This is a genomic window from Streptomyces sp. RK62 (assembly GCF_018070255.1).
Taxonomy (GTDB): Bacteria; Actinomycetota; Actinomycetes; order Streptomycetales; family Streptomycetaceae; genus Streptomyces; species Streptomyces nigra.
Window position 1 is genome coordinate 416,845 of sequence record NZ_JAGPYD010000003.1, and the last position, 21,819, is coordinate 438,663.

Annotated in this window: 20 protein-coding genes; 6 read left to right on the forward strand and 14 right to left on the reverse strand. The window is 72.9% G+C overall.

The window, feature by feature from the left end:
- Positions 1–4: 4 nt before the first annotated feature.
- The 6 genes from KBY32_RS08220 to KBY32_RS08245 all read right to left on the reverse strand — a co-directional run bounded on the left by KBY32_RS08220 (position 5) and on the right by KBY32_RS08245 (position 7,466).
- Positions 5–1,837 carry an ABC transporter ATP-binding protein gene (locus KBY32_RS08220; RefSeq protein WP_210979426.1) on the reverse strand — a complete coding sequence of 611 codons (1,833 nt, stop codon included), beginning with the start codon at positions 1,835–1,837 and terminating at the stop codon, positions 5–7.
- A gap of 43 nt (positions 1,838–1,880) precedes the next feature.
- Entirely contained in the window at positions 1,881–2,939 is a 1,059-nt protein-coding gene (locus KBY32_RS08225) for an iron-siderophore ABC transporter substrate-binding protein (RefSeq protein ID WP_210979427.1), read from the reverse strand.
- 108 nt (positions 2,940–3,047) lie between these two features.
- Positions 3,048–3,884 carry an ABC transporter ATP-binding protein gene (locus KBY32_RS08230; RefSeq protein WP_115505944.1) on the reverse strand — a complete coding sequence of 279 codons (837 nt, stop codon included), beginning with the start codon at positions 3,882–3,884 and terminating at the stop codon, positions 3,048–3,050.
- 23 nt (positions 3,885–3,907) lie between these two features.
- Complete coding sequence (locus tag KBY32_RS08235) at positions 3,908–5,011, reverse strand: iron chelate uptake ABC transporter family permease subunit (protein ID WP_308293674.1); 1,104 nt, start codon at positions 5,009–5,011, stop codon at positions 3,908–3,910.
- Positions 5,008–6,063 (reverse strand): FecCD family ABC transporter permease, encoded by a 1,056-nt coding sequence (locus KBY32_RS08240; RefSeq protein WP_374224915.1) that lies wholly within the window; start codon positions 6,061–6,063, stop codon positions 5,008–5,010. Before KBY32_RS08240 ends, KBY32_RS08235 begins: the two co-directional genes overlap by 4 nt.
- 47 nt (positions 6,064–6,110) lie before the next feature.
- The gene (locus tag KBY32_RS08245) at positions 6,111–7,466 is read right to left on the reverse strand and encodes a lysine N(6)-hydroxylase/L-ornithine N(5)-oxygenase family protein (protein WP_210979430.1); all 1,356 of its coding nucleotides are present in this window, start codon (positions 7,464–7,466) and stop codon (positions 6,111–6,113) included.
- Between the two features lie 253 nt (positions 7,467–7,719).
- On the opposite strand from KBY32_RS08245, the gene KBY32_RS08250 reads away from it, so the two are divergent.
- From KBY32_RS08250 to KBY32_RS08260, 3 genes are all read left to right on the forward strand, one after another.
- Complete coding sequence (locus KBY32_RS08250) at positions 7,720–8,667, forward strand: methionyl-tRNA formyltransferase (RefSeq protein WP_210979431.1); 948 nt, start codon at positions 7,720–7,722, stop codon at positions 8,665–8,667.
- 107 nt (positions 8,668–8,774) lie between these two features.
- Positions 8,775–9,956 (forward strand): MFS transporter, encoded by a 1,182-nt coding sequence (locus tag KBY32_RS08255; protein WP_308293680.1) that lies wholly within the window; start codon positions 8,775–8,777, stop codon positions 9,954–9,956.
- Positions 9,957–10,004: 48 nt separating this feature from the next.
- A complete protein-coding gene (locus KBY32_RS08260; RefSeq protein ID WP_210979433.1) occupies positions 10,005–10,289 on the forward strand; it encodes a DUF6332 family protein in 285 nt (94 codons plus the stop codon).
- Here KBY32_RS08260 and KBY32_RS08265 read toward each other — a convergent pair.
- The 3 genes from KBY32_RS08265 to KBY32_RS08275 form a co-directional block, all read right to left on the reverse strand.
- A complete protein-coding gene (locus KBY32_RS08265; RefSeq protein ID WP_210979434.1) occupies positions 10,250–10,915 on the reverse strand; it encodes a response regulator transcription factor in 666 nt (221 codons plus the stop codon). The two genes, KBY32_RS08260 and KBY32_RS08265, sit on opposite strands and share 40 nt — an antisense overlap.
- Positions 10,912–12,177 (reverse strand): sensor histidine kinase, encoded by a 1,266-nt coding sequence (locus KBY32_RS08270; RefSeq protein ID WP_210979435.1) that lies wholly within the window; start codon positions 12,175–12,177, stop codon positions 10,912–10,914. The genes KBY32_RS08265 and KBY32_RS08270 overlap by 4 nt, the downstream gene beginning before the upstream one ends.
- Positions 12,178–12,337: 160 nt before the next feature.
- Positions 12,338–13,030 carry a TetR/AcrR family transcriptional regulator gene (locus tag KBY32_RS08275; RefSeq protein WP_210979436.1) on the reverse strand — a complete coding sequence of 231 codons (693 nt, stop codon included), beginning with the start codon at positions 13,028–13,030 and terminating at the stop codon, positions 12,338–12,340.
- A 155-nt stretch (positions 13,031–13,185) separates the two neighbouring features.
- Between KBY32_RS08275 and KBY32_RS08280 the strand changes: the two genes are divergently transcribed.
- Positions 13,186–13,638 (forward strand): nitroreductase/quinone reductase family protein, encoded by a 453-nt coding sequence (locus tag KBY32_RS08280; RefSeq protein WP_210979437.1) that lies wholly within the window; start codon positions 13,186–13,188, stop codon positions 13,636–13,638.
- A gap of 31 nt (positions 13,639–13,669) precedes the next feature.
- Here KBY32_RS08280 and KBY32_RS08285 read toward each other — a convergent pair whose 3' ends face one another.
- On the reverse strand, positions 13,670–14,908 hold the full coding sequence (locus KBY32_RS08285; RefSeq protein WP_210979438.1) for a geranylgeranyl reductase family protein: 1,239 nt from the start codon (positions 14,906–14,908) through the stop codon (positions 13,670–13,672).
- A gap of 133 nt (positions 14,909–15,041) precedes the next feature.
- Between KBY32_RS08285 and KBY32_RS08290 the strand changes: the two genes are divergently transcribed.
- A complete protein-coding gene (locus KBY32_RS08290) occupies positions 15,042–16,397 on the forward strand; it encodes a dipeptidase (protein WP_210979439.1) in 1,356 nt (451 codons plus the stop codon).
- A gap of 36 nt (positions 16,398–16,433) precedes the next feature.
- Here KBY32_RS08290 and KBY32_RS08295 read toward each other — a convergent pair whose 3' ends face one another.
- From KBY32_RS08295 to KBY32_RS08310, 4 genes are all read right to left on the reverse strand, one after another.
- Positions 16,434–17,477 (reverse strand): NUDIX domain-containing protein, encoded by a 1,044-nt coding sequence (locus tag KBY32_RS08295; RefSeq protein WP_210979440.1) that lies wholly within the window; start codon positions 17,475–17,477, stop codon positions 16,434–16,436.
- A gap of 146 nt (positions 17,478–17,623) precedes the next feature.
- On the reverse strand, positions 17,624–17,959 hold the full coding sequence (locus tag KBY32_RS08300; RefSeq protein WP_210979441.1) for a hypothetical protein: 336 nt from the start codon (positions 17,957–17,959) through the stop codon (positions 17,624–17,626).
- Positions 17,960–18,498: 539 nt separating this feature from the next.
- Positions 18,499–19,491: a TIGR01777 family oxidoreductase gene (locus tag KBY32_RS08305; protein WP_210979442.1), complete on the reverse strand. Its 993-nt coding sequence runs from the start codon at positions 19,489–19,491 to the stop codon at positions 18,499–18,501.
- Positions 19,492–19,595: 104 nt separating this feature from the next.
- A complete protein-coding gene (locus tag KBY32_RS08310) occupies positions 19,596–20,549 on the reverse strand; it encodes an ROK family protein (RefSeq protein WP_055622214.1) in 954 nt (317 codons plus the stop codon).
- A 216-nt stretch (positions 20,550–20,765) separates the two neighbouring features.
- Between KBY32_RS08310 and KBY32_RS08315 the strand changes: the two genes are divergently transcribed.
- Positions 20,766–21,815, forward strand: a complete 1,050-nt coding sequence (locus tag KBY32_RS08315; RefSeq protein WP_055622467.1) for a LacI family DNA-binding transcriptional regulator — start codon at positions 20,766–20,768, stop codon at positions 21,813–21,815.
- The last annotated feature ends 4 nt before the right edge of the window (positions 21,816–21,819 follow it).

Genomic DNA, 21,819 nt, shown 5'->3' on the forward strand with positions numbered 1-21,819 from the left:
AGACTCAGCACCCTTTCCGGAAGTCCTGTGGGAGCCCGTCCGGGCCCGCCCGGCCGCCTTCGCGCCACGCCTGCCAGAGACGGGCGTACCGGCCGCCCAGGGCGACCAGTTCGTCGTGCGTGCCCTGTTCGACGACCCGTCCCGCGTCCAGGACGGCGATCCGGTCGGCCGCCATCGCCTGGGTGAGCCGGTGGGCCACGAACAGGGTGGTGCGGCCCGCGCAGGCGGCGAGCACCGCGCGTTCCAGTTCGGCGGCCCCCTCGCTGCCGGCCTCCGCGGTGGACTCGTCGAGCACGACGACGGGTGACCGGGCCAGGACCAGGCGGGCCAGGGCTACTTGGGCGACCTTGGTGACGTCCAGGCGTTCGCCGCCCTCGCCGACGGGTGTCTCCAGGCCGTCGGGGAGCAGCCGGACCCAGCTGTCGGCGCCGACCGTGCGCAGCGCCTCCCACAGCTGGGCGTCGGTCGCCCCGGGCGCGGACAGCCTCAGGTCGTCGGCGAGCGGCCCGGAGAAGACGTGGGTCTCCTGCGTCAGGATGCTCACCAGGGCGCGGGCCCCCGCCTCGTCCAGCGTGGCGAGGTCGGCCGGTCCGATCCGCACGGACCCGGACTGGGGCGTGCCGATGCCGGCGACCAGGGCGGCGAGTGTCGACTTGCCCGCGCCGGTCGCGCCGACGAGCGCGAGGGAGCCGCCCGCCGGGATGGTCAGGTCGATGTCCCTGAGGACGGGGTCCTGGCCGCCGGGGTAGCGGAACGTCAGGCCGCGGACCACCACCGGGTGCGGGACCTGGCCCGGCGGTGCGACGGCGGGGTCGCCGACGAGGCGTTCCCCGGCCTCCTCTCCCAGGACGCCGACCAGCCGGGTCAGGCTCGCGCCCGACTTCTGCGCCTCGTCGAAGGTGAACATGATCAGTCCCAGCGGGGTGAACAGCCGGTGGAACAGCAGGGGGGCCGCCGCGACCTCGCCGAGGCTCGCGGCACCCGCCTCCAGCAGGGCGTAGCCGACGCAGATGATCAGGACGAGCCCGATGAACTCGGCGCGGTTCTCCCGGCCGACGAACCGGCCGAAGAGGCGGAACACGTCGATGCCGAGCTCGCGCACCCGCCAGGACGCGGCGGTGACCTTCTCCCGGAAGGGCTGCTCCAGCCGGTAGGCGCGGACCGTGTCGATCCCGTCGAGGGCGCTGATCAGGGCCTGCGCCCGGTCCGCCTGCGCCAGCCGCTGCCGCCGGTACAGCGGGGCGGACCGGGGCAGATACCAGCGCAGCGCCAGCGCGTAGGCGGGGAGGGCGCCGGCGCCCGCAAGGCCGAGCCGCCAGTCCAGGCCGAACATGCCGGCGGTGGCGATGGCGACCAGCACGCCCGCCGAGAACACGGTCGGGACGGCCGTACGGATGCCCTTGGAGACGACGGCCACGTCGTCGCCGACGCGGGAGAGGACGTCTCCCCTGCCGACCTGCTCGACGCGGTCGCTGGGCATGGCGAGCACCGCGCGCACGGCCCCTTCGCGCAGCCGCGCCAGCAGATCGGCGCCCAGGCGGCCGATGAGGTAGGCCGACGCGGCGGTGGCGGCGGCGCCGAGCAGCGCGGCGGCCACCGTCAGCGCCCCGACGGTGACCAGCACCGAGCGCGGCCCGCCGTCGGCGACCGCGTCGACGATCCGGCCGAGCAGGAGCACGGGCAGCACCTGGAGGGCGGCGCCCGCCACCGTGGTGAGCACGGTGGCGGTGGTCAGCCAGGGCCGCTCGCGGCAGTGCGCGGCGACCCAGCGACCGGCCTCGCGCGCGCCGGCGGTGCGCAGGACGGCCGGGGCTCGGCGGGAGTCGACGGTGGTCATACGGCGGCCTCGGCGGGCCGGGGGCGGGGGGTGCCGGCCGGCATCACCGGCCGGCCGCGGACTTCACGAGTTCGTCCACGGCGTACGGCATGGACAGCAGGGTGCCCTGGGAGATGGCGGCGCCGACCGCGGGGCCCTCGCTGTCGAGCAGGTAGGAGACGTTGCCCTGTTTGACGGCGTCGAGGTTGGTGAACAGCTCGAACTTCTTCAGGGCCTCGGTGTCGGCCTTGTCGTTGATGACGAAGATGTGGTCGACGTCGACGAGGTCGAGGCGTTCGGGCGACAGCTTGGTGTAGAAGCTGCCGTCGGCGATGTCGTCGATCTTCTTCTGGTACGTGAAGCCGATACCGGAGACGAGCCGGCCGCGGACGTCGGTGGAGGTGAACGGGGCCACGGAGTTCTCGTACCAGGACAGCGCGACGGCGGTGCGGCCCGCGAACTCGGGGTGGTCCTTCTCGGCCCGGTCGAGTTGGGCCTGGATGTCCTTGACCCTGCGTTCGCCCTCCTCGGCCCGGCCGAGCGCCTTGGCGATGTGCAGGGCATTGTCCTGCCAGGGGGCGCTGAAGAGTTCCTTCTCGGCCTTGGTGCGGGCCACGGTGGGAGCGATCCGGGAGAGCTTGTCGTAGCCGGCCCGGTCGATCTCGGAGTAGACCGCGATGATCAGGTCGGGGCGCAGGGCGGCGATCTTCTCGTAGTTGGGGCCGGAGTCGCCGTTCTTCATCACGACCTCGGGTTTCGTGTCGCCCCACTTGTCCTTCACCCACGGCCACTGGGTGTTGATGTCGGGGCTGCGGCCGGCGGGGTTGGGGTACTGGTCGGTCATGCCGACGGGCTTGATGCCGAACGCGAGGACGGTCTGGTCGTCGGTGTAGCCGACGGTGACGACGCGTTCGGGGGCCTCGGTGATCTCGGTGGTGCCGAAGGCGTGTTCCACGGTCACCGGGAAGGCGCCGGCCGCCGCCTTGGTCGTACCTCGGTCGTCGCCGGGCGTGTCGTCGTCGGATCCGCAGCCGGCGAGCAGACCGGCGCCGAGGACCGCGGCGGACAGCAGCGCCGCCGGCCGCCGCCGGGGCCTCTTCCGGAAAGTGGTGTGCAGGAGCATCGGAAATCCCCTTGCCTGTCGCGCTGTCGAGCCCCGTACGAGGCAGCGAAACCGTACCCTCATGGAGGTAAGGTAAACCTAGCCTAAGTACGTCAACCTGCCTACCGACTAAGGCAGTTGGACGTGTGTACGACCGATCGGGATGATGAGCGGCCGGCCGCCCACCGGGTCCTCGATCACCTGGGCGCGCAGCCCGAACGCCTCCCGCATCAGCTCGGCCGTGACGATGTCCCGCGGCGCACCCTGCGCGAGGACCGCCCCGTCCCGCATCACCACGAGGTGGTCGCTGTAGCGCGCGGCCAGATTGAGGTCGTGCAGCACCATCACGACGGTGCGGCCCGACTCGTGCAGATCGTCCACGAGGTCCAGCACCTCGACGGCGTGTGCCAGATCGAGGTAGGTGGTCGGCTCGTCCAGGAGCAGCAGACCGGTCCCCTGGGCCAGCGTCATCGAGATCCACACCCGCTGGCGCTGACCGCCGGACAGGGTGTCGACGGGGCGGTCCGCGAGGTCGGACACCCCGGTCATGGCCAGGGCGCGCGCCACCACCTCGGCGTCGTCGGAGGACCACTGCCGCAGCCAGCTCTGGTGCGGGTGGCGGCCCCGGGCCACGAGGTCGGCGACGGTCAGCCCGTCCGGCGCGACGGGCGCCTGCGGCAGCAGACCGAGCCTGCGGGCCACGTCCCGGGTGCGCAGCCGGGCGATGTCCTCGCCGTCCAGGACGACGGCCCCCGCGGCCGGCTTGAGCAGCCGCGCCAGGGTCCGCAAGAGGGTGGACTTCCCACAGCCGTTGGGGCCGATGATCGTGGTGATCACTCCGGGCGGGATCTCGACGTCGAGTCCCTCGATGACCGGCCGGGCGCCGTACCCGACCGTGACGGACCGGGCCGCGAGCCGCGCCCCGGCGACCTCGGCCGGGCTCCCGGTGATGGAGTGGATGGCCACGACTCCCCTCTTTCTCCGCCTGTTCACGCCGTACCGTCCTTGCGTAGATTGGCCCGCACCAGCAGATGGACGAGGAAGGGGCCGCCGATCGCCGCCGTGACCACGCCGACCGGCAGGCCGACGGGCAGGGCCGTCCGGGCGACCAGGTCCGAGCCGAGCAGCAGCAGCGCACCCGTCACGGCGGACGCCGTCGGCGGCGGGGTGGGACAGCGCGTCAGGCGCATCGCGACCTGGGGGGCGACCAGGGCCACGAACGGCACCGGTCCCGCCGCGCTCACCGCGACACCGGCCAGCAGGACCGCGCACAGCAGCACGACCGCGCGTACCGCCGCGAAGCGCACGCCCAGTCCGGCCGCCACGTCGTCGCCCAGGTGCAGGGGGCGGAACGGGAAGGCGGTGGCCGCCACGACGGCGAGCAGGACGACGGTGCCCCACAGGGCGAGCCGCACCTCGTCCCAGGACCGGTTGTCCAGCGAGCCGATCAGCCAGGCCTGGGCCTGGGCCACGTCCCGGATGTCGGCGGTGGTGAGCAGCCAGGTGGTGACCGCCTCCATCACGGCGCTCACCGACAGGCCGATGAGGATGAGCCGCAGTCCCTCGATACCGCGCCGCCAGGCGAGGAAGTAGACCAGCAGACCGGTGCCGAGACCCCCGGCGAGGGCCGCCGCGGACAGCCCGACCGTGTTCATGACGGCTGCGGAGGCACCGCCCGAGACCGTCACCAGGAACACGGCGGTGGCACCGGCGCCGCCGGTGATGCCGAGGATGTCCGGACTGGCCAGCGGATTACGGGCGACGGACTGGGTGATGGCCCCGGACACCCCGAGCGCCACGCCGACGACCAGGCCGGCCAGGGCGCGCGGCAGCCGCAGGTCCATGATCACGAATTCGTCGATCCGCTCGCCCCGGCCGAGGAGGGTGGCGACGACCCGGGGCAGGGCGATCGGGAAGTCCCCCACCCCGATCGACACACAGAACAGCAGGAAGGTCACCGCGGTGAGCAGCAGGGTCACCAGGACCTGCCAGGGCCGCCACACGAACGACACCGGGCCGAGCCGGACGCCGGGCAGCACCGGCGCCGTCGCCGCGCCCGGCGGCCCCGATGGCAGCGCCTTCGCCCCGCTCACGTGTTCCTGACCTTTCCGAGCCACACCAGCGCCGCGAAGAACGGGGCGCCGGCCAGCGCGACGAGCACCCCTGCGTCCAGTTCCCCGGGCCGCACCACGAGCCGGCCCACTATGTCGCAGAGCAGCAGCACGATCGCGCCGAGCAGCCCGGCGTACGGGACCAGCCAGCGGTAGTCGGGCCCGGTCAGCGAGCGGGCGAGATGCGCCACCATCAGCCCGAGGAACGCGATCGACCCGCAGGCCGCCGTCGCCGCGCCCGCGAGCAGGGTGATGGCGGCGATGCCGAGGGTCCGGCTCAGCGCGACGTTCACACCGAGGCCGCGCGCCACGTCCTCGCCCAGGTTGAGCAGGTTCACGGCGGGCAGGGTGACGAACGCGAGCAGCAGACCGGCCGCGACGAACGCGCTCACCGGTCCGATGACGTCGAAGCCGACGCCGGCCACGGAGCCGGCGTTCCAGAACCGCAGCGCGTTCAGCGACTTCTGGTCCGACAGCGCGACGGCGGTGGTCATCGCCGCGAGGAAGACGGCGACGCCCTGCCCGGCGAGGGCCAGGGTCAGCGGATGGCCCGCGCCCCGGCCGAGGCTCGCCAGCCCGAAGACGACGACTCCGGCGAGCGCGGCGCCCAGGAAGGCGAACCAGAGGTACTGGAACGGGCCGGACAGCCCGAACACGGCGGTCACCGTGACCACGGCGAAGGACGCTCCGGCGTTCACCCCGAGCAGACCGGTGTCGGCGATCGGGTTGCGGGTGTGGCCCTGGATCAGGGCGCCGCCGACCCCGAGGGCGACGCCCGCCACGATCGCGAGCACGGTGCGCGGCACCCGGACCGTCCGCACGATCAGCCGGATCTCGGTGAGCCGCTGGTCGGGGTCCGGCGCCGCGAACAGCCCGTGCCACACCTCGGCCGGGCTGAGCGCCCGCGCCCCGACCGCCAGGGACACCGCGGCGGCCGTCACCAGGACCGCGCCGAGCACGGCGAGTCCGCCCACCCGCCTGCCGCGGATCGGGTTCATGCGCTGGGACGCCGTGCGTTCGGCTGTGGCGCTCATCTGGACGTGGGTCATCCCTCCGCTCCGTGGGCCGGGCCGGCGTGTGTCTACCGGGCGGGCCTGCCGGTGCCGTCGACGACCGCGCGGGTCCCTTCGGGTGCCGGGCCGGGGTCCCGGTCGAGGAGCGAGTCGAGGATCTCGCCGACGCGGACCGCCGTGTTGGAGAGCAGCGAGGAGGTGATGCCGTGGGTGTGTTCCGTGCCGCCCTGGAGGTAGATGCCGCAGCGCAGGGAGTCGTCGGTCGCGACGCGGTAGTCGCGTTCGACGCGGACGCGGCCCTCGTCGTCGCGCAGACAGCGGTCCGCCACCTCGCCGAGCAGCCCGACCGGGTCGGCCGGACCGTAACCGGTGGCGAACACGACGACGTCCGCGTCCAGCCGGGTCTCCTCGCCGGTGACGAGGGAGGTGACCGTGGCACTGACCCGGTCGTCCTCGGTCTCCTTGACGTCGGTGAGCCGGGAGACGTTGAGGAAGCGCAGGCGCTCGGTGCCGAGCACCTTCTCCCGGTACATCTGCCGGTACAGGTCGTCGATCAGGTCGATGTCCACCACGGAGTAGTTGGTGTTGCCGTGGTAGTCCATCAGCCGGCGCTTGACGCTCTCCGGCGCGGTGTAGAAGGCGTCCACGGCCTCCGGGTCGAAGATCCGGTTGGCGAAGCCGCTGTCGTCGGCGGGGCTGTAGCCGTAGCGCGAGAAGACCGCGCAGATCTCGGCCTCCGGGAAGCGGCGGTGCAGGTAGGCGACGTTCTCGGCGGCGCTCTGCCCGGCGCCGACCACGACGACCCGCTCTGGCGGCGGTCCCTCCCACGCGGCGACCCGGCCGAGGAGTTCGGAGGTGTGCCAGAGCCGGTCGGAGCGTTCGACGCCGTCCGGCATGAGGGGGCGCAGGCCGGTGCCGAGGACGAGGTTGCGCGCGCGGTGCACGGCGAGCCCCTGCGCCGACCGGACGGTGACGTCCAGGTGCTCCACGACGCCGTCGCGCAGGACGGGCATGACACCGACGACCTCATGGCCGTAGGAGACGAGGTCGTCGACGCGCGCGGCGGCCCATTCGAAGTAGTCGTGGAACTCGATCCGCAGCGGGAAGAGGCTCTTGTGGTTGATGAAGTCGATCAGCCGGCCCCTGCTCTTGAGGTAGCAGAGGAAGCTGTAGTCGCTGGCGGGGTTGCGCAGCGTCACGAGGTCCTTGAGGAACGAGACCTGCATGGTGGCGTCGTCGATGAGCATGCCCCGGTGCCATCCGAAGCGCGGCTGCTGTTCGAAGAACTGGGCGCGGAGCGGCTGCGCGCCGGGGCCGGCGTTGTGCTCGCTGAGCGCGATCGCCATGGCCACGTTGGACGGTCCGAAGCCGATGCCGATGACGTCGTGGATCGTTGGGGTGCCGCCGGGACGAGCCTGTGCCATGTCACTCCCATCGTGCGGGGGCGGCGGCCCTGCGGGGGCAGGCCGCCGTTGACGTGCAGCGGGGAAGTACGACAGCTCGGGCACGCCGGGGCCGCCCGGAACTTAGGTAAGGCTAAGCTGACGTCAGGCGGACTGTCCAGAGGGGGACTTGTGTGCGAAAGGGTTCAACAGGCCGCAGAAAAGGCCCCGTTGACGAGTTAGGTAAGCCTCGCTTTACTGACGACGACCAGCCCCTGCTCCGAGGAGGAACTCCATGCGGGTCGTCATGTTCGGGTACCAGACGTGGGGGCACCGGACCCTGCGGGCCCTCCTCGACTCCGAGCACGACGTGGTCCTGGTCGTCACGCACCCGAAGAGCGAGCACGCCTACGAGAAGATCTGGGACGACTCCGTCGCCGACCTCGCCGAGGAGCACGGCGTCCCGGTCCTGATCCGCGACCGCCCGGACGACGACGACCTCCTGGCCCGTCTGAAGGAGGCCGACCCGGACATCATCGTGGCGAACAACTGGCGTACCTGGATCCCGCCGAGGGTCTTCGGACTCCCGCGCCACGGCACCCTGAACGTGCACGACTCGCTGCTGCCGAAGTACGCCGGCTTCTCCCCGTTGATCTGGGCGCTGATCAACGGCGAGTCCGAGGTGGGCGTCACCGCGCACCTCATGGACGAGGAGCTGGACGCCGGCGACATCGTGCGCCAGGAGGCGGTCCCGGTCGGCCCACGGGACACCGCGACCGACCTGTTCCACCGGACCGTCGACCTCATCGCCCCGGTCACCCTCGGTGCCCTCGACCTCATCGCCTCGGGGCGGACGCGGTTCACCCCGCAGGACCGGTCGCAGGCCAGCTTCTTCCACAAGCGGTCCGTCGACGACAGCCGGATGGACTGGACCTGGCCCGCCGAGGACCTGGAACGCCTGGTGCGCGCCCAGTCCGAGCCGTATCCCAGCGCCTTCACCTTCCACCGGGGCAGGCGGCTCGAGGTCCTGTCCGCCGTCGTCTCCGAGGGGCGCTACGGCGGCACCCCCGGGCGCGTCTTCTACCGCGAGGGCGACGGCGTGGTGATCGTCACCGGCGCCGACGCCCGCCGCGGCCGCAACCACGGCCTGGCGATCACCCGCGTCCGCACCGAGGACGGCCGTGAACTGCCCGCGACCGAGTACTTCACCTCCATGGGCGGCTATCTCACCACCACCCCCTGAGGTGTGTGATCCGGCGAACGCACAGGTGAGCAGCCCTTGCCGCATCCCAGGACCGCGCCTAGCCTGCTTTTGTGCCGCAAATAAACAAATCGCGGGCGCACAGCGTCGTGCCCCGCCCCCTCAGCCCGCTCGGCCGTCTCCGGGTCACCATCACCGTCTTCTTCGCCCTCGACGGCTTCCTCTTCGCGGGCTGGGTGGTCCGCATCCCCGCCATCAAGGAGCAGACGGGCGCCTCCGCCAGCGCGCTCGGTCTTGCCCTCCTCGGGGTGTCGGCCGGGGCCGTCGTCACCATGGTGTTCACCGGCCGCCTGTGCCGCCGCTACGGCAGCCACCAGGTGACCGTCGTCTGCGCGGTCCTGCTCTGCCTCAGTGTCGCCCTGCCCCCGCTGACCCACTCCGCGCTCGCCCTCGGCCTGGTGCTCCTGCTCTTCGGCGCCGCCTACGGCAGTATCAACGTGGCCTTCAACAGCGCGGCCGTCGACCTGGTCACCGCCCTGGGGCGGCCCGTCATGCCCAGCTTCCACGCGGCGTTCAGCCTCGGCGGCATGGCCGGCGCCGGACTCGGCGGACTGGTCGCCGGCTCCCTCTCCCCCACCCGGCATCTGCTGAGCCTCACCGTCATCGGGCTGGTGGTCACCGCCGTCGCGGGCCGCACCCTGCTGCGGTACGACCCGCCGGTCACCGCCGCCCCCGGCCGTCCGAGCGCCACGCCCGGCCGCAAGGACCCCCGCACCCGCCGCCTCGTGATCGTCTTCGGCCTCATCGCCGGCTGCACGGCGTACGGCGAAGGGGCGATGGCCGACTGGGGAGCGCTGCACCTGGAGGACGACCTCGGTGCCGCGCCCGGCGTCGCCGCCCTCGGCTACACCCTCTTCGCGCTGTCCATGACGGTCGGCCGGATCACCGGCACGACCCTGCTCGAACGGCTCGGCCACACCCGGACCGTCGTCGCGGGCGGTGCGACGGCCGCCCTCGGGATGCTGCTCGGCTCGCTCGCCCCCTCCCTCTGGGCGGCCCTCCTGGGTTTCGCGGTCACCGGGCTGGGCCTCGCCAACCTCTTCCCCGTGGCCGTCGAACGCGCCGGTACGGTCGCCGGGCCGAGCGGCGTGGCCCTGGCCTCCACGTTCGGCTACAGCGGCATGCTGCTCGGGCCGCCCGCCATCGGGTTCATGGCGGACTGGTTCTCGCTGCCCGTCGCGCTCACCAGCGTCGCCCTGCTGGCGGCGATCGCCACGCTCATCGGGGCCGGGGCGGGGCGCGCGGTACCGGAGCGGCCGGGCACGGCGTGAGCCGCCGGCCCGCTTGTTCCGCCCCGGCTCCGGTGTGAGACTCACCCCATGAGTGACCACGGGGGACGGCGCGGTCAGGCCGAGCGGGACGCGATCACCGTCGAGATCGGGTACGCGCTGTGCAGCGCGTTGTTCGCGGCGGCCGTGGTGTTCGGCGCGCTCGTGGGACCGGTGTTCGTCTTCGACCTGCCGGACGGGGTGCGCCGCGCCCTCGTGGGTGTGGGCGCCACCGTCGCGGCGGTGCTGTTCGTCGTCCGGGTCGTGAGCGTGCTGATGCGGTTCCGGCCAGGTGCTCAGCCCAGCCAGCCGGGCCGGACCAGCCCTGACTCGTAGGCCAGCACCACCAGTTGGGCGCGGTCGCGGGCGCCCAGCTTCACCATCGTGCGGCTGACGTGGGTCTTCGCGGTGAGCGGGCTGACCACCAGGCGGCGGGCGATCTCCTCGTTGGACAGGCCGATGCCGACCAGCGCCATCACCTCGCGTTCCCGTTCGGTCAGCCGGGCGAGCGCGTCGGCGGCCGCGGGCTCCTTGGAGCGGGCCGCGAACTCGGCGATCAGCCGCCGGGTCACCCCCGGCGACAGCAGCGCGTCCCCGTCGACCACCGCCCTGACCGCGCGCAGGAGTTCGTCCGGCTCGGTGTCCTTCACCAGGAAGCCGGAGGCGCCGGAGCGGATCGCCTCGAAGACGTACTCGTCCAGTTCGAAGGTGGTGAGCATGACCACCTTCACCTCCTCCAGCGCGCTCTCCCCGGTGATCCGGCGGGTCGCGGCGAGCCCGTCGAGCACCGGCATCCGGATGTCCATCAGCACGACGTCCGGCCGCAGTTCGCGCACCGAGCGGACGGCCTCCTCGCCGTCGGCGGCCTCCCCGGCGACCTCGATGTCGGGCTGCGCGTCGAGCAGGGCCCGGAAACCGGCCCGCACGAGCGACTGGTCGTCGGCGAGCAGTACGCGGATCACCGGTCCTCCTCCTGAGGGGTCGTGTTCTTCACGCGTTCGGACGTCGTGACCGGCAGGACGGCCAGCACCCGGAAGCCGCCGTCCGCCCGCGGACCCGCCTCGATCGTGCCACCGAGCGCGGCGGCACGCTCCCGCATTCCGGCCAGCCCGTTGCCGCTGCCGCCCGCGTCGGCGCCGGTCGCGGGCCCGTCGTCGTCCACGCACAGCCGGAGCGTCGCCCCGTCCGGCTGCTCGAAGCGCACCCGCGCGCGCCGCGACCCCGAGTGGCGTACGACGTTGGTGAGGGCCTCTTGGACGATCCGGAAGGCCGCCAGGTCCGTGCCCGGGGGAAGCCGTGGCGGCTCGCCCTCGACCTCGACGGTGAGCCCGGCACCCGCCGCCTGGGACACGAGTTCGGGCAGACGGGCGAGACCGGGGGCCGGCGCGCGCGGGGCGTCGCCGGGCGCGCGGAGGGTGTCGAGGACCTGGCGGACCTCGCCGAGCGCCTCCTTGCTCTGCGCCTTGATGGTGGTGAGCGCGGTGCGCGCCTGTTCGGGGTCGGTGTCGAGAAGGGCGAGGCCGACCCCGGCCTGGACGTTGATGACGGAGATGCTGTGGGCGAGGACGTCGTGCAGCTCGCGGGCGATCCGCAGCCGCTCCTCGTCGGCGCGCCGCCGGGCCGCCTGGGCCCGTTCCGCCCGCTCCTTCGCCCACTGCTCCCGGCGGATCCTCGCCAGTTCCGACACCGCCACGACCGCCACGACCCAGGCGGCGACCACGCCCTCCTGTTCCCAGGGCCCGGCCCCGTCCCCGGACGGCGGCAGCCACCGGTACAGCCAGTGCCCCACGAGGACGTGCCCGGCCCACACCGCCCCGATCGCCGTCCAGCCGGCCCACCGGTGCCCGGTGACGACGGCGTTGAAGCAGGCCACGGCCACGGTGAGGAAGACCGGGCCGTACGGATAGCCGGCGGCCAGATAGACCGTGACGGCCGCCGCGGTGCCGAAGGCCACGGGCACCGGGTACCGCTTGCGCCACAGCAGCAGGGCCGAGGCCACGACGAGCAGCACCCGTGCGAAGGGGTCGAGGTCCAGGCGGTCCTCGTGCCGGCCGCGGGCCGCGAAGGAGGAACCGACCAGCACGAACGCCGTCACCAGGACGGTGGAGCGCCAGGGCCGGCGCGGGCCGCGCTCTGCATCGTCGCCCCAGCGGTTCCACGGCGGCGTCCCGTGCCGCCACCCCGTCGGTGGACCGCCGGGCCGGTGTGCCTGCTGCTCGTCCATGGTGGCCACGCTAGACGCGCGGACCTGGGGGCGGCGTCACCCGCGCGTGGCGATCACGCGTACTCCCCGGGAAGTACGGGCGGGCCCGCGGGTCAGCGCAGGTCGACCTGATGGGCCCGATCACGCGTACTACCCGAGGAGTACCGCCCGGGCCCGCGGGTCAGCGCAGGCCGACCGCGTGGGCGATACGCATCGCCCCGTGCCGGAAGAACGGGCGCCGGTCCTCGACGACCCTGTTGAACTGGCCGAACAGCTCGAAGCCGACCAGCCCGAAAAGCTCGGCCCAGGCGGCGATGAGGGCCACGACCGTCGCCGGGGGCAGGTCGGGGGCGAGGTCGGCGGCCATGCGCCCAGCCTCGGCGGTCAGCTCGTCCGGCAGTTCGGGGGCGTCGGCCAGGACGCCCTCGTGGTGGGCGTCGCGGACGATGCCGATGAAGAGCAGACCGACGCGGGAGGCCGGTGGGACCGTGGTGACGGGTGCGGTATAGCCGGGCACCGGCGATCCGTAGATCAACGCGTACTCGTGCGGGTGCTCCAGCGCCCAGAGGCGGACGGCCTCCGCGACCGCCGTCCAGCGCTCGAGCGGCTCGGCGTCCGCGACCCGTTCGTTCGCCCCCTCGGCTGCCTCGCCGAGGGAGTCGTAGGCGTCGATGATGAGTGCGGTCAGCAGGTCGTCGCGGCTCGGGAAGTAGCGGTAGAGCGCCGAGGAGACCATGCCGAGGGAACGGGCTACGGCACGCAGCGAGAGCCGTGCGGCGCCCTCCGCCGCGAGCTGTCTGCGCGCCTCCTCCTTGATGGCGGCGGTGACTTCCATCCTGGCGCGGGCGCGGGCGCCCTGTGCGGTGCTGCTCATGCCGTGCAGTCTCCCACGAGAACAGAGCGGTGCACACATTCGAGAGCATTGCTCTTGCTTTGGATCGCCGTTCTCGTGCACACTGCTCTCAAGCGAGAGCAGTGCTCTCGAAGTTACGGAGCCAGATGCTTCTCCATCCGATTCAAGGGGTCACCATGTCGTCGTCGCCGTACTACCTCAAGGGCAGCCCGCTCGCCGTCCGCTTCAACAACATCGTCGGCTGGCTCGCCCGGCACGGCCTGAGTATCGCGGGCACGGCGGAGATGTCCGTGCGCGGCCGCAAGAGCGGCAAGATGCAGCGCATCCCGGTCAACCCGCACCAGTACGAGGGCGCGCAGTACCTCGTCTCGGCGCGCGGGCACTCCCAGTGGGTGCGCAACATGCGCGTCGCCGGCGGTGGCGAGCTGCGGGTCGGGCGCAAGCTGCGGACGTTCACCGCGGTGGAGCTCCCCGACGAGGAGAAGCTCCCGATCCTGCGCACCTACTTGGAGAAGTGGGGCTGGGAGGTCAACCAGTACTTCCAGGGCGTGACCGCGAAGTCCACCGACGAGGAGATCGTGGCCTGCGCCCCCGACCACCCCGTCTTCCGGATCACGGTCGACGGGTGACGCGGATGACGGAGGTGACGCCCCGGTGCCGTCAGGAGGTCGGTTGCTCGCCCGCGGGCGCCTGGCGGCGGTCCAGCGCGCTCAGGGCGCGGTGGGCCATCGGATGGGTACGGACGATCTCCGCGAGGGTGGTCGTCCCCCGGGTGATGTCCATGAACGCCTTCCAGGCCGGCCGGAACCCGGTCAGCACCGCGTGGAAGAGGCCGGGGCGGCGCTCGAACGCCGTCAGCAGCCGCTTGCCGACGCTCATCTCCACGCCGAGGCCCGCCTTGACGGCGAACGCGTAGTTCAGCGCCTGGCGCCGGGTGTCGACGGCGTCGTGCGCCTCGGCGATCCGCACCGCCCACTCCCCCGCGAGCCGGCCCGACCGCAGCGCGAAGGAGATGCCCTCGCGGGTCCACGGCTCCAGCAGGCCCGCCGCGTCCCCGCAGACCAGGACCCGTCCGCGCGAGAGCGGCGAGTCGTCCGCGCGGCAGCGCGTCAGATGGCCGGAGGAGATGCTCGGTTCGAACCCGGCGAGCCCGAGCCGCCCGATGAACTCCTCCAAGTACCGCTTGGTCGCGGCGCCTTCGCCGCGGGCCGAGATGACCCCGACCGTGAGGGTGTCGCCCTTGGGGAAGACCCAGCCGTAACTCCCGGGCATCGGGCCCCAGTCGATGAGCACCCGCCCCTTCCAGTCCTCGGCGACGGTCTCCGGCACCGGGATCTCCGCCTCCAGACCGAGGTCGACCTGGCCGAGCTTCACCCCGACATGCGCCCCTATACGACTGGCGCTGCCGTCCGCGCCCACCACGGCACGGGCCAGCACGGTCTCCCCGCCCTGCAGGACGAGGGCGACACAGCGGCGGTCCGGCACGGCCGAGCCGTGCTGCTCGACGCGCTGCACGGTGACGCCGGTACGCAGCTCGGCGCCGGCCTTCTGCGCGTGCTCGACCAGCGCCTGGTCGAACTCGGGGCGGTTGACGAGCCCGAACAGCGTGTGCCGGGAACGGCGGGTGCGGGCGAAGCGGCCGTTGTGCGTGAAGGTCACCGCGTGCACGCGGTCGCGCAGCGGGAGATCGAAACCGGGCGGGAGGGAGTCGCGCGAGGGGCCGATGATGCCTCCGCCGCACGTCTTGTACCGGGGCAGCTCCGCCTTCTCCAGCAGCAGGACGCGCCTTCCGGCGACCGCCGCCGCGTAGGCGGCCGAGGCCCCCGCCGGACCCGCTCCCACCACGACGACGTCCCACACCTGCCGCACGTCGTCCGCCGAAGAGTTCTCGCTGCTCACGATGGCCTACTGCTCCGCTCTGTTCGCCGCCCGATGCTGTCCCCCCGCATCCTACGGCGGGCGTCGTCGCAGGCCACTGTGGGAGGATCACAGCACTCACGCGTACAACGTCGCACCCACAAGGAGCGTGCCCATGTCGTCGATTCCGGTCGCCGAGACCGTCGCCTCGCTGATGCCGAGGGCGAAGGCGGAGCTCACCGAACTGGTGGCCTTCAAGTCGGTGGCGGACTTCGACCAGTTCCCGCGGAGCGAGAGCGAGGGAGCGGCCCGCTGGGTGGCCGACGCGCTGCGCGCCGAGGGCTTCGAGGACGTCGCCCTGCTGGACACCCCCGACGGCACGCAGTCGGTGTACGGGTATCTGCCGGGCCCCGAGGGCGCGAAGACCGTGCTGCTGTACGCCCACTACGACGTGCAGCCCCCGCTGGACGAGGCCGGGTGGAGCACCCCGCCCTTCGAGCTGACCGAGCGCGACGGCCGCTGGTACGGGCGCGGTGCCGCCGACTGCAAGGGCGGCGTGATCATGCACCTGCTGGCGCTGCGCGCGCTGAAGGCGAACGGCGGCGTCCCGGTCAACGTGAAGGTGATCGCCGAGGGTTCCGAGGAGATGGGCACCGGCGGCCTGGAGCGGTACGCCGAGGCGCACCCGGAGCTGCTGAAGGCCGACACCATCGTGATCGGCGACTCGGGCAATTTCCGGGTCGGCCTGCCTACGGTCACGACGACCCTGCGCGGTATGACGATGGTCCGCGTGCAGATCGACACCCTCGCCGGAAACCTGCACTCCGGCCAGTTCGGCGGGGCCGCGCCCGACGCGCTGGGCGCGCTGATCCGCGTACTGGACTCGCTGCGCGCCGAGGACGGCTCGACGACGGTCGACGGGCTGACCGGCGAGTCGTCCTGGGAGGGACTGCAGTACGACGAGGCGCAGTTCCGCGCCGACGCCAAGGTGCTGGACGGTGTGGAGCTGATCGGCTCCGGTACGGTCGCCGACCGGATCTGGGCCCGCCCGGCCGTGACGGTCCTCGGCATCGACTGCCCGCCGGTGGTCGGCGCCACCCCGTCGGTGCAGGCGAGCGCCCGCGCGCTGGTGAGCCTGCGGGTGCCGCCGGGCGTGGACGCGGCCCAGGCGACCAAGCTGCTCCAGGCCCATCTGGAGGCGCACACCCCGTGGGGTGCGCGGGTGAGCACCGAGCAGATCGGGCAGGGCCAGGCGTTCCGCGCCGACACGACCAGCCCGGCGTACCAGGCGATGGCGGACGCGATGGCGGTGGCGTACCCGGGCGAGGAGATGCAGTACGCCGGGCAGGGCGGCTCGATCCCGCTGTGCAACACGCTCGCCGGGCTCTACCCGGAGGCGGAGATCCTGCTGATCGGGCTGAGCGAGCCCGAGGCGCAGATCCACGCCGTGAACGAGAGCGTGTCCCCGCAGGAGCTGGAGCGCCTGTCGGTGACGGAGGCCCTGTTCCTGCGGAACTACGCGGGGAGTTGAGCCGGTGCGGGGGGCACGTGTCGTGCCCCCGCCGATTCAGGAGGGTGCCGGGGTGCCCGCCTCCAGGTACAGGGCCGTCCCTCGCTCGCGGGCCCGTAGCGCCCAGCGCAGCCGCTCATAGCGCACCGGTGGCAGCAGGTCGGCGGCCTCGGTCTCGGTGACGAAGCGCCACTCCCGTAGCTCCGGGCCGGGCAGCACCAGGCGTTCGGCGTCGGTGGAGTCCAGCCGGCCGCCGTCGAACAGCAGCCGCAGACCGCCGTAGCGGGGCGGTTCGGGCCGCTCCCAGTCGACCACCAGGAGCCGTGGCACGTCCTTGAGCCGTATCCCGGTCTCCTCGGTGACCTCGCGCATACCGCCGCGCGCGGGCGCCTCACCGGGTTCGACGACACCGCCGGGAAACTCCCAGCCGGCCTTGTACGTGGGGTCGACCAGCAGGACGCGGTCCCGTTCGTCGAAGAGGAGCACCCCGGCGGCGAGGGTCTCGGCGGTGGGCTCGGGCGTCTGCACGATGGCGCAGACGGGCACCTCGCCGCTGCCGACCGCCCCGGCGATCCGCACGGCGGTCTCGTACGGCGTCAGGTAGCTGTTGTCGATGGGGTGGGCGTCCGCCACGAGCCACGCGGCGAGCGCGGCACGGTAGGGCTCGATGTGGTCGTACGACCACTGCCTCACGCGCATCTCGCCGTCGGACGCGTCGGGCGGGATGTCGCGGCCCGCTATCCGGGCGCGCAGGATCGTTTCCGCCGGGGCGAGGAGAACATGCTGGACGGTGATCCGGCGGGCGGCGAGACCGCCGAAGATCTCGTCGCGGTACTCCTGGCGGAGCAGGGTCATGGGGACCACGAGCGTCCCGCCGAGCTCGGCGTGCAGCGCCGCCGCGGTGTCGATCACCAGGCGCCGCCAGATCGGCAGGTCCTGGAAGTCGCCGACCTCGGCCAGGTGTTTGGGTGGCAGGAGACGGCTGAGCGCCGCGCCGATGACCTCGGGGTCGAAGAGCGTGCTGTTCGGGATCAGCTCGATCAGCTCCCGTGCGGTGGTGGTCTTCCCCGCACCGAACGCGCCGTTGATCCAGACGATCACGTTTCCCCCTCTTCTGTTGGCCCCCTGTGGCTTGCCCGCTCCACACTGCCACGGAAACCACTCCCAGGAGAGGGCGCATGACGACGGCGCCGCCCTCCGCTCGGGTGCGGGGGTACGGCGCCGTGCGGGCGGGTCGGCGGGGCTCGTCAGCCCTTCTTCCCCGAGGTGCCGTGCGGGGCGTCGTTCACGGCCCGGTCCGCTTCGCGGTTCACGGCCTTGCCGAAGGTGTCCAGGGCCTGATCGACGTTGACCCCGGCCAGCCTGGTCGCACCGGTCGTGCCGAGCCCGTCGATCTTCTTGCCGCTCATGTCCAGCCCGGCGGCCTTGATCTGCCCGCCGGTGAGACCGGGCAGCCCGGTGTCGGGGGCGCCATTGCCGGTGCCGGGAGGGCCCGCCGGCTCCGCCGAGTGCGACGGGGTGACGGCGGCGACGACGAATCCGGTGGCCAGGGAGGCGATGGCGAGCATGCTGCGCTTCTTCATGCCCGGTCCAACTGCCAAAACACCCCACCGGTCACGCCCAGGACCGGGACGTATCGCACGACGGCCGGACCCCGGCCCACCCCCGAGGCCCCCGCGTCCATGCCCGACGGTCTCGACGGCCTCGCCCCACGTCCGGCCTCACGGCACCCCCGCACGAACTCCTCAGTGCCCCCCGCCCAGATCAGATGTCGCCCGGCGGTCACGCCCCAGCCCGGCACGGATCGGACGAGAGCCAGGCCCTGGCCTCACATAGGACGTCACCGCACCGCCGCCACGAGCCCCTCAGGCCGTCCCCGGCCAGCTCGGGCGAGGCCCGACGTTCACGCCCCACCGCCCGGGACGGATCGGCCGACAGCCGGACCCCCCGTCCCCATACCGGGCCACGGCACCGCCGCACAAGCTCCCCGGCCACCCCCGACCAACTCATGAAGGGCCCAGCAGCCACGCCGCGACGACCGGGCCGCAGCCGCACACCCGGCCTCATGGCGCCGCCGTACGAACGCCTCGGCGCCCCCTACCAGCTCGCTGGGGCCCAGCAGTCACGCCCCCGCCCGGGACCGATCGGACGACGGCCCGATCCCCGCACCGCGCCGCACCGAAGCGCGCCGCGCCAGCAGTTCCCTCGCCGCTTCCGGCCAGGTCGGGTGGGTGAAGGCGAAGCCGGTGTCGAGGAGTCGGCCGGGGATCACCCGGCGGCTCTTGAGCAGCAGTTCGGTGTCGGAGCGCAGCGCGAAGGCGCCGATCTCGGCCATCGCCTTCGTGGCGGGCAGGCCGACGGGGACGTGCGCGGCGGAGCGCAGGGCGCTCATGAAGGCGCGCTGAGGAAGCGGCTCCGGGGCTGCGAGGTTGACCGGCCCGGACAGGTCGTCCCGGGCGATCAGGTACTCCACGGCACGGACGAAGTCGTGCTCGTGGATCCAGGAGACGTACTGCCGACCGCCCGCGACGGGACCACCGAGCCCCAGGCGCACCAGCCGCAGCAGGACGTCGAAGACCCCGCCCCGGTCCGGGCTCATCACCATCGCGGCGCGCAGGGCCACCTTGCGGGTGTCCGGGGTGTCCGCCTCGTCCAGCGCCCGCTCCCACGCCTTCGCGATGTCGACGCTGTAGGACCAGTAGCCGGGCACGTCGGGCTCCTGGCCGCCGATGACGCCGGTCGCCTCGTCGTTGGGCGCGTCGAAGCGGTGGGCGTACACGGTGGCCGTGCTCATCTGCAGCCAGACGCGCGGCGGCGGGGCGGCGCCCGCGATCGCCTCGCCGACGACCTCGGTCGAGCGCACCCGCGAGTCCATCATCCCCTTGAGGTTGGGCGCGGTGTAGCGGCAGCTGACGCTGCGCCCGGCCAGGTTGACGACGACGTCGCTGCCGTCGATCTCCGCGGCCCAGGGCCCCAGCGTCGTACCGTCCCAGCCGACCTCGCCGGCCCGGCCCGGACGCCTGGTCAGGACGACCACCTCGTGACCGGCCGCGCTCAGCGCACGGTTCAGCATGGTGCCGACCTGCCCGGTCCCACCGGGAATCACGATCTTCATGGGGCCCCCTCTTCTCTCCCGAGGTCGACCCTAGCCCATTCTTGAACGTGTTCAAAATAGTGGCGACCAGCCTCCACCGCCGACGGCTCCCCCGGGCAGTCGGCTCAGACTCCCGCCGCCGCCACGCCCGTCCGGCCGGCCAGCGCGGCCGCGGCGGCGCCGACCAGCCCCGCGTCGGTGCCCATCCGGGCCGGCGCGACGGTCAGGCGCTGGACGAAGGAGAGCGTGGCGTAGTCGGCGAGCGCCTTGCGCAGCGGTGTGAACAGGACGTCGCCCGCCTTGCCGACGCCCCCGCCGATCACCGCGATGTCGATCTCGACGAGGGTCGCGGTGGCCGCGATCCCGGCGGCCAGGGCTCGCGCGGCCCGCTCGAAGGAGGCCACGGCGACGGGGTCGCCCTCCCGTGCGGCGGCGGCGACCGCGGCGGCGGAGGTGTCGCCGTCCGGCCCCGGCCGCCAGCCGGCGTCGAGGGCCCGGCGGGCGATGTTCGGGCCGCTCGCGATGCGCTCTACGCAGCCGCGCGCACCGCACGGGCACAGGTCGCCGTCGAGATCCACGCTGATGTGGCCGATGTGACCGGCGTTGCCGGTGGGTCCGGGGTGCAGCCGCCCGCCCAGCACAAGACCGCCGCCGACACCCGTGGAGACCACCATGCACAGCGCGTTGTCATGCCCCTGGGCGGCGCCCAGCCAGTGCTCGGCGGCGGTGATGGCCACGCCGTCGCCGATCAGCTCGACGGGCAGCCCGCCGGTCGCCTCCCTGACCCGGCGCACCAGCGGGTAGCCGCGCCAGCCGGGGACGTTCACCGGGCTCACCGTGCCCGCCGAGGCGTCCACCGGCCCCGCGCTGCCGATCCCGAGCGCCGTGACCTGCCCCCACAGCGGGGAGGCGGCGAGTTCCTGGACGACCTCCTCGACGGCCCGCATGACGGTCTCGCCGTCCTCCTGCGCCGGGGTCGGGCGCTGCGCCCGGACGGCGATGGTGCCGTGACCGTCCACCAGCGCTCCGGCGATCTTGGTGCCGCCGATGTCGAGCGCAGCCACGAGGTCGTTGTGCATCTGATTCAGTTCTCCCCGTCAACCATTCGGAACTCCCGCCCACGACGGGAATCGGACGCGCCGGTCTGGCGGTGGGGGCGCAGGCCGGAGATTGCGGTGGACAGTGTCTCCCGGATCTGACAACGTTGTCCAGGCTCTATGCTCGACGCCACATCCTCATACAAGCCCATGGACCGCCGCAGCTCCGTGGACGAGAACAGGACAGGACACCGCATCGTGCCCGAGACCATCCGCCGATCCGACCGACTTCCCGAGAGCCGCTACGGCAACCGTCCGACCATGAAGGACGTCGCCGCGCGTGCCGGAGTCGGTCTGAAGACCGTCTCGCGCGTGGTCAACGGGGAGCCCGGAGTCACACCGGAGACGGAGCGCCGCGTCCAGGAGGCCATCGACGCCCTCGGCTTCCGCCGCAACGACAGCGCCCGGGTGCTGCGCAAGGGCCGTACGGCGAGTATCGGACTGGTCCTGGAGGATCTCGCGGACCCCTTCTACGGTCCGCTGAGCCGGGCGGTGGAGGAGGTGGCCCGGGCGCACGGCGCCCTGCTCATCAACGGCTCCAGCGCCGAGGACCCGGACCGTGAGCAGGAGCTGGCGCTCGCGCTGTGCGCACGGCGCGTGGACGGGCTGGTGGTCATCCCGGCCGGTGACGACCACCGCTACCTGGAGCCCGAGCTGAAGGCCGGCGTCGCGACCGTGTTCGTGGACCGTCCGGCGGGGCAGATCGACGCCGACTGCGTCCTGTCCGACAACTTCGGCGGCGCCCGAGACGGCGTGGCCCACCTGATCGCGCACGGGCACCGCCGGATCGGGTTCATCGGCGACATGCCCCGCATCCACACGGCCGCCGAGCGGCTGCGCGGCTACCGGGCCGCCATGGAGGACGCGGGGATACCGGTCGAGGACGCCTGGATGTCGCTCGGGGTCACGGACCCGGAGCGGGTGCGCCGGGCCGCGGAGGACATGCTCACCGGGCCCTCCCCCGTCACCGCGATCTTCACCGGCAACAACCGGGTGACCGTCACCGTCATCCGGGTCCTGGCCGCGCAGAGCCGCCGGGTCGCCCTCGTGGGCTTCGACGACATCGAGCTCGCCGATCTGCTGCAGCCCGGTGTCACCGTGGTCGCGCAGGACGCCGCCGCCCTCGGCCGCACCGCCGCCGAGCGGCTGTTCAGCCAGCTGGACGGCACGCTGGTCGCCCCCGAGCGCATCGAGCTGCCGACCCGCCTCGTCACCCGCGGCTCCGGCGAGCTGCCGCCCGAGAGCTGAGCGG

Bases quoted from the DNA above. Each gene is read 5' to 3' on its own strand.
- KBY32_RS08220 (WP_210979426.1), bottom strand. From the start codon at position 1,837: ATGACCACCGTCGACTCCCGCCGAGCCCCGGCCGTCCTGCGCACCGCC.
- KBY32_RS08225 (WP_210979427.1), bottom strand. From the start codon at position 2,939: ATGCTCCTGCACACCACTTTCCGGAAGAGGCCCCGGCGGCGGCCGGCG.
- KBY32_RS08240 (WP_374224915.1), bottom strand. From the start codon at position 6,063: ATGAGCGCCACAGCCGAACGCACGGCGTCCCAGCGCATGAACCCGATC.
- KBY32_RS08245 (WP_210979430.1), bottom strand. From the start codon at position 7,466: ATGGCACAGGCTCGTCCCGGCGGCACCCCAACGATCCACGACGTCATC.
- KBY32_RS08250 (WP_210979431.1), top strand. From the start codon at position 7,720: ATGCGGGTCGTCATGTTCGGGTACCAGACGTGGGGGCACCGGACCCTG.
- KBY32_RS08260 (WP_210979433.1), top strand. From the start codon at position 10,005: ATGAGTGACCACGGGGGACGGCGCGGTCAGGCCGAGCGGGACGCGATC.
- KBY32_RS08270 (WP_210979435.1), bottom strand. From the start codon at position 12,177: ATGGACGAGCAGCAGGCACACCGGCCCGGCGGTCCACCGACGGGGTGG.
- KBY32_RS08275 (WP_210979436.1), bottom strand. From the start codon at position 13,030: ATGAGCAGCACCGCACAGGGCGCCCGCGCCCGCGCCAGGATGGAAGTC.
- KBY32_RS08280 (WP_210979437.1), top strand. From the start codon at position 13,186: ATGTCGTCGTCGCCGTACTACCTCAAGGGCAGCCCGCTCGCCGTCCGC.
- KBY32_RS08290 (WP_210979439.1), top strand. From the start codon at position 15,042: ATGTCGTCGATTCCGGTCGCCGAGACCGTCGCCTCGCTGATGCCGAGG.
- KBY32_RS08300 (WP_210979441.1), bottom strand. From the start codon at position 17,959: ATGAAGAAGCGCAGCATGCTCGCCATCGCCTCCCTGGCCACCGGATTC.
- KBY32_RS08305 (WP_210979442.1), bottom strand. From the start codon at position 19,491: ATGAAGATCGTGATTCCCGGTGGGACCGGGCAGGTCGGCACCATGCTG.
- KBY32_RS08310 (WP_055622214.1), bottom strand. From the start codon at position 20,549: ATGCACAACGACCTCGTGGCTGCGCTCGACATCGGCGGCACCAAGATC.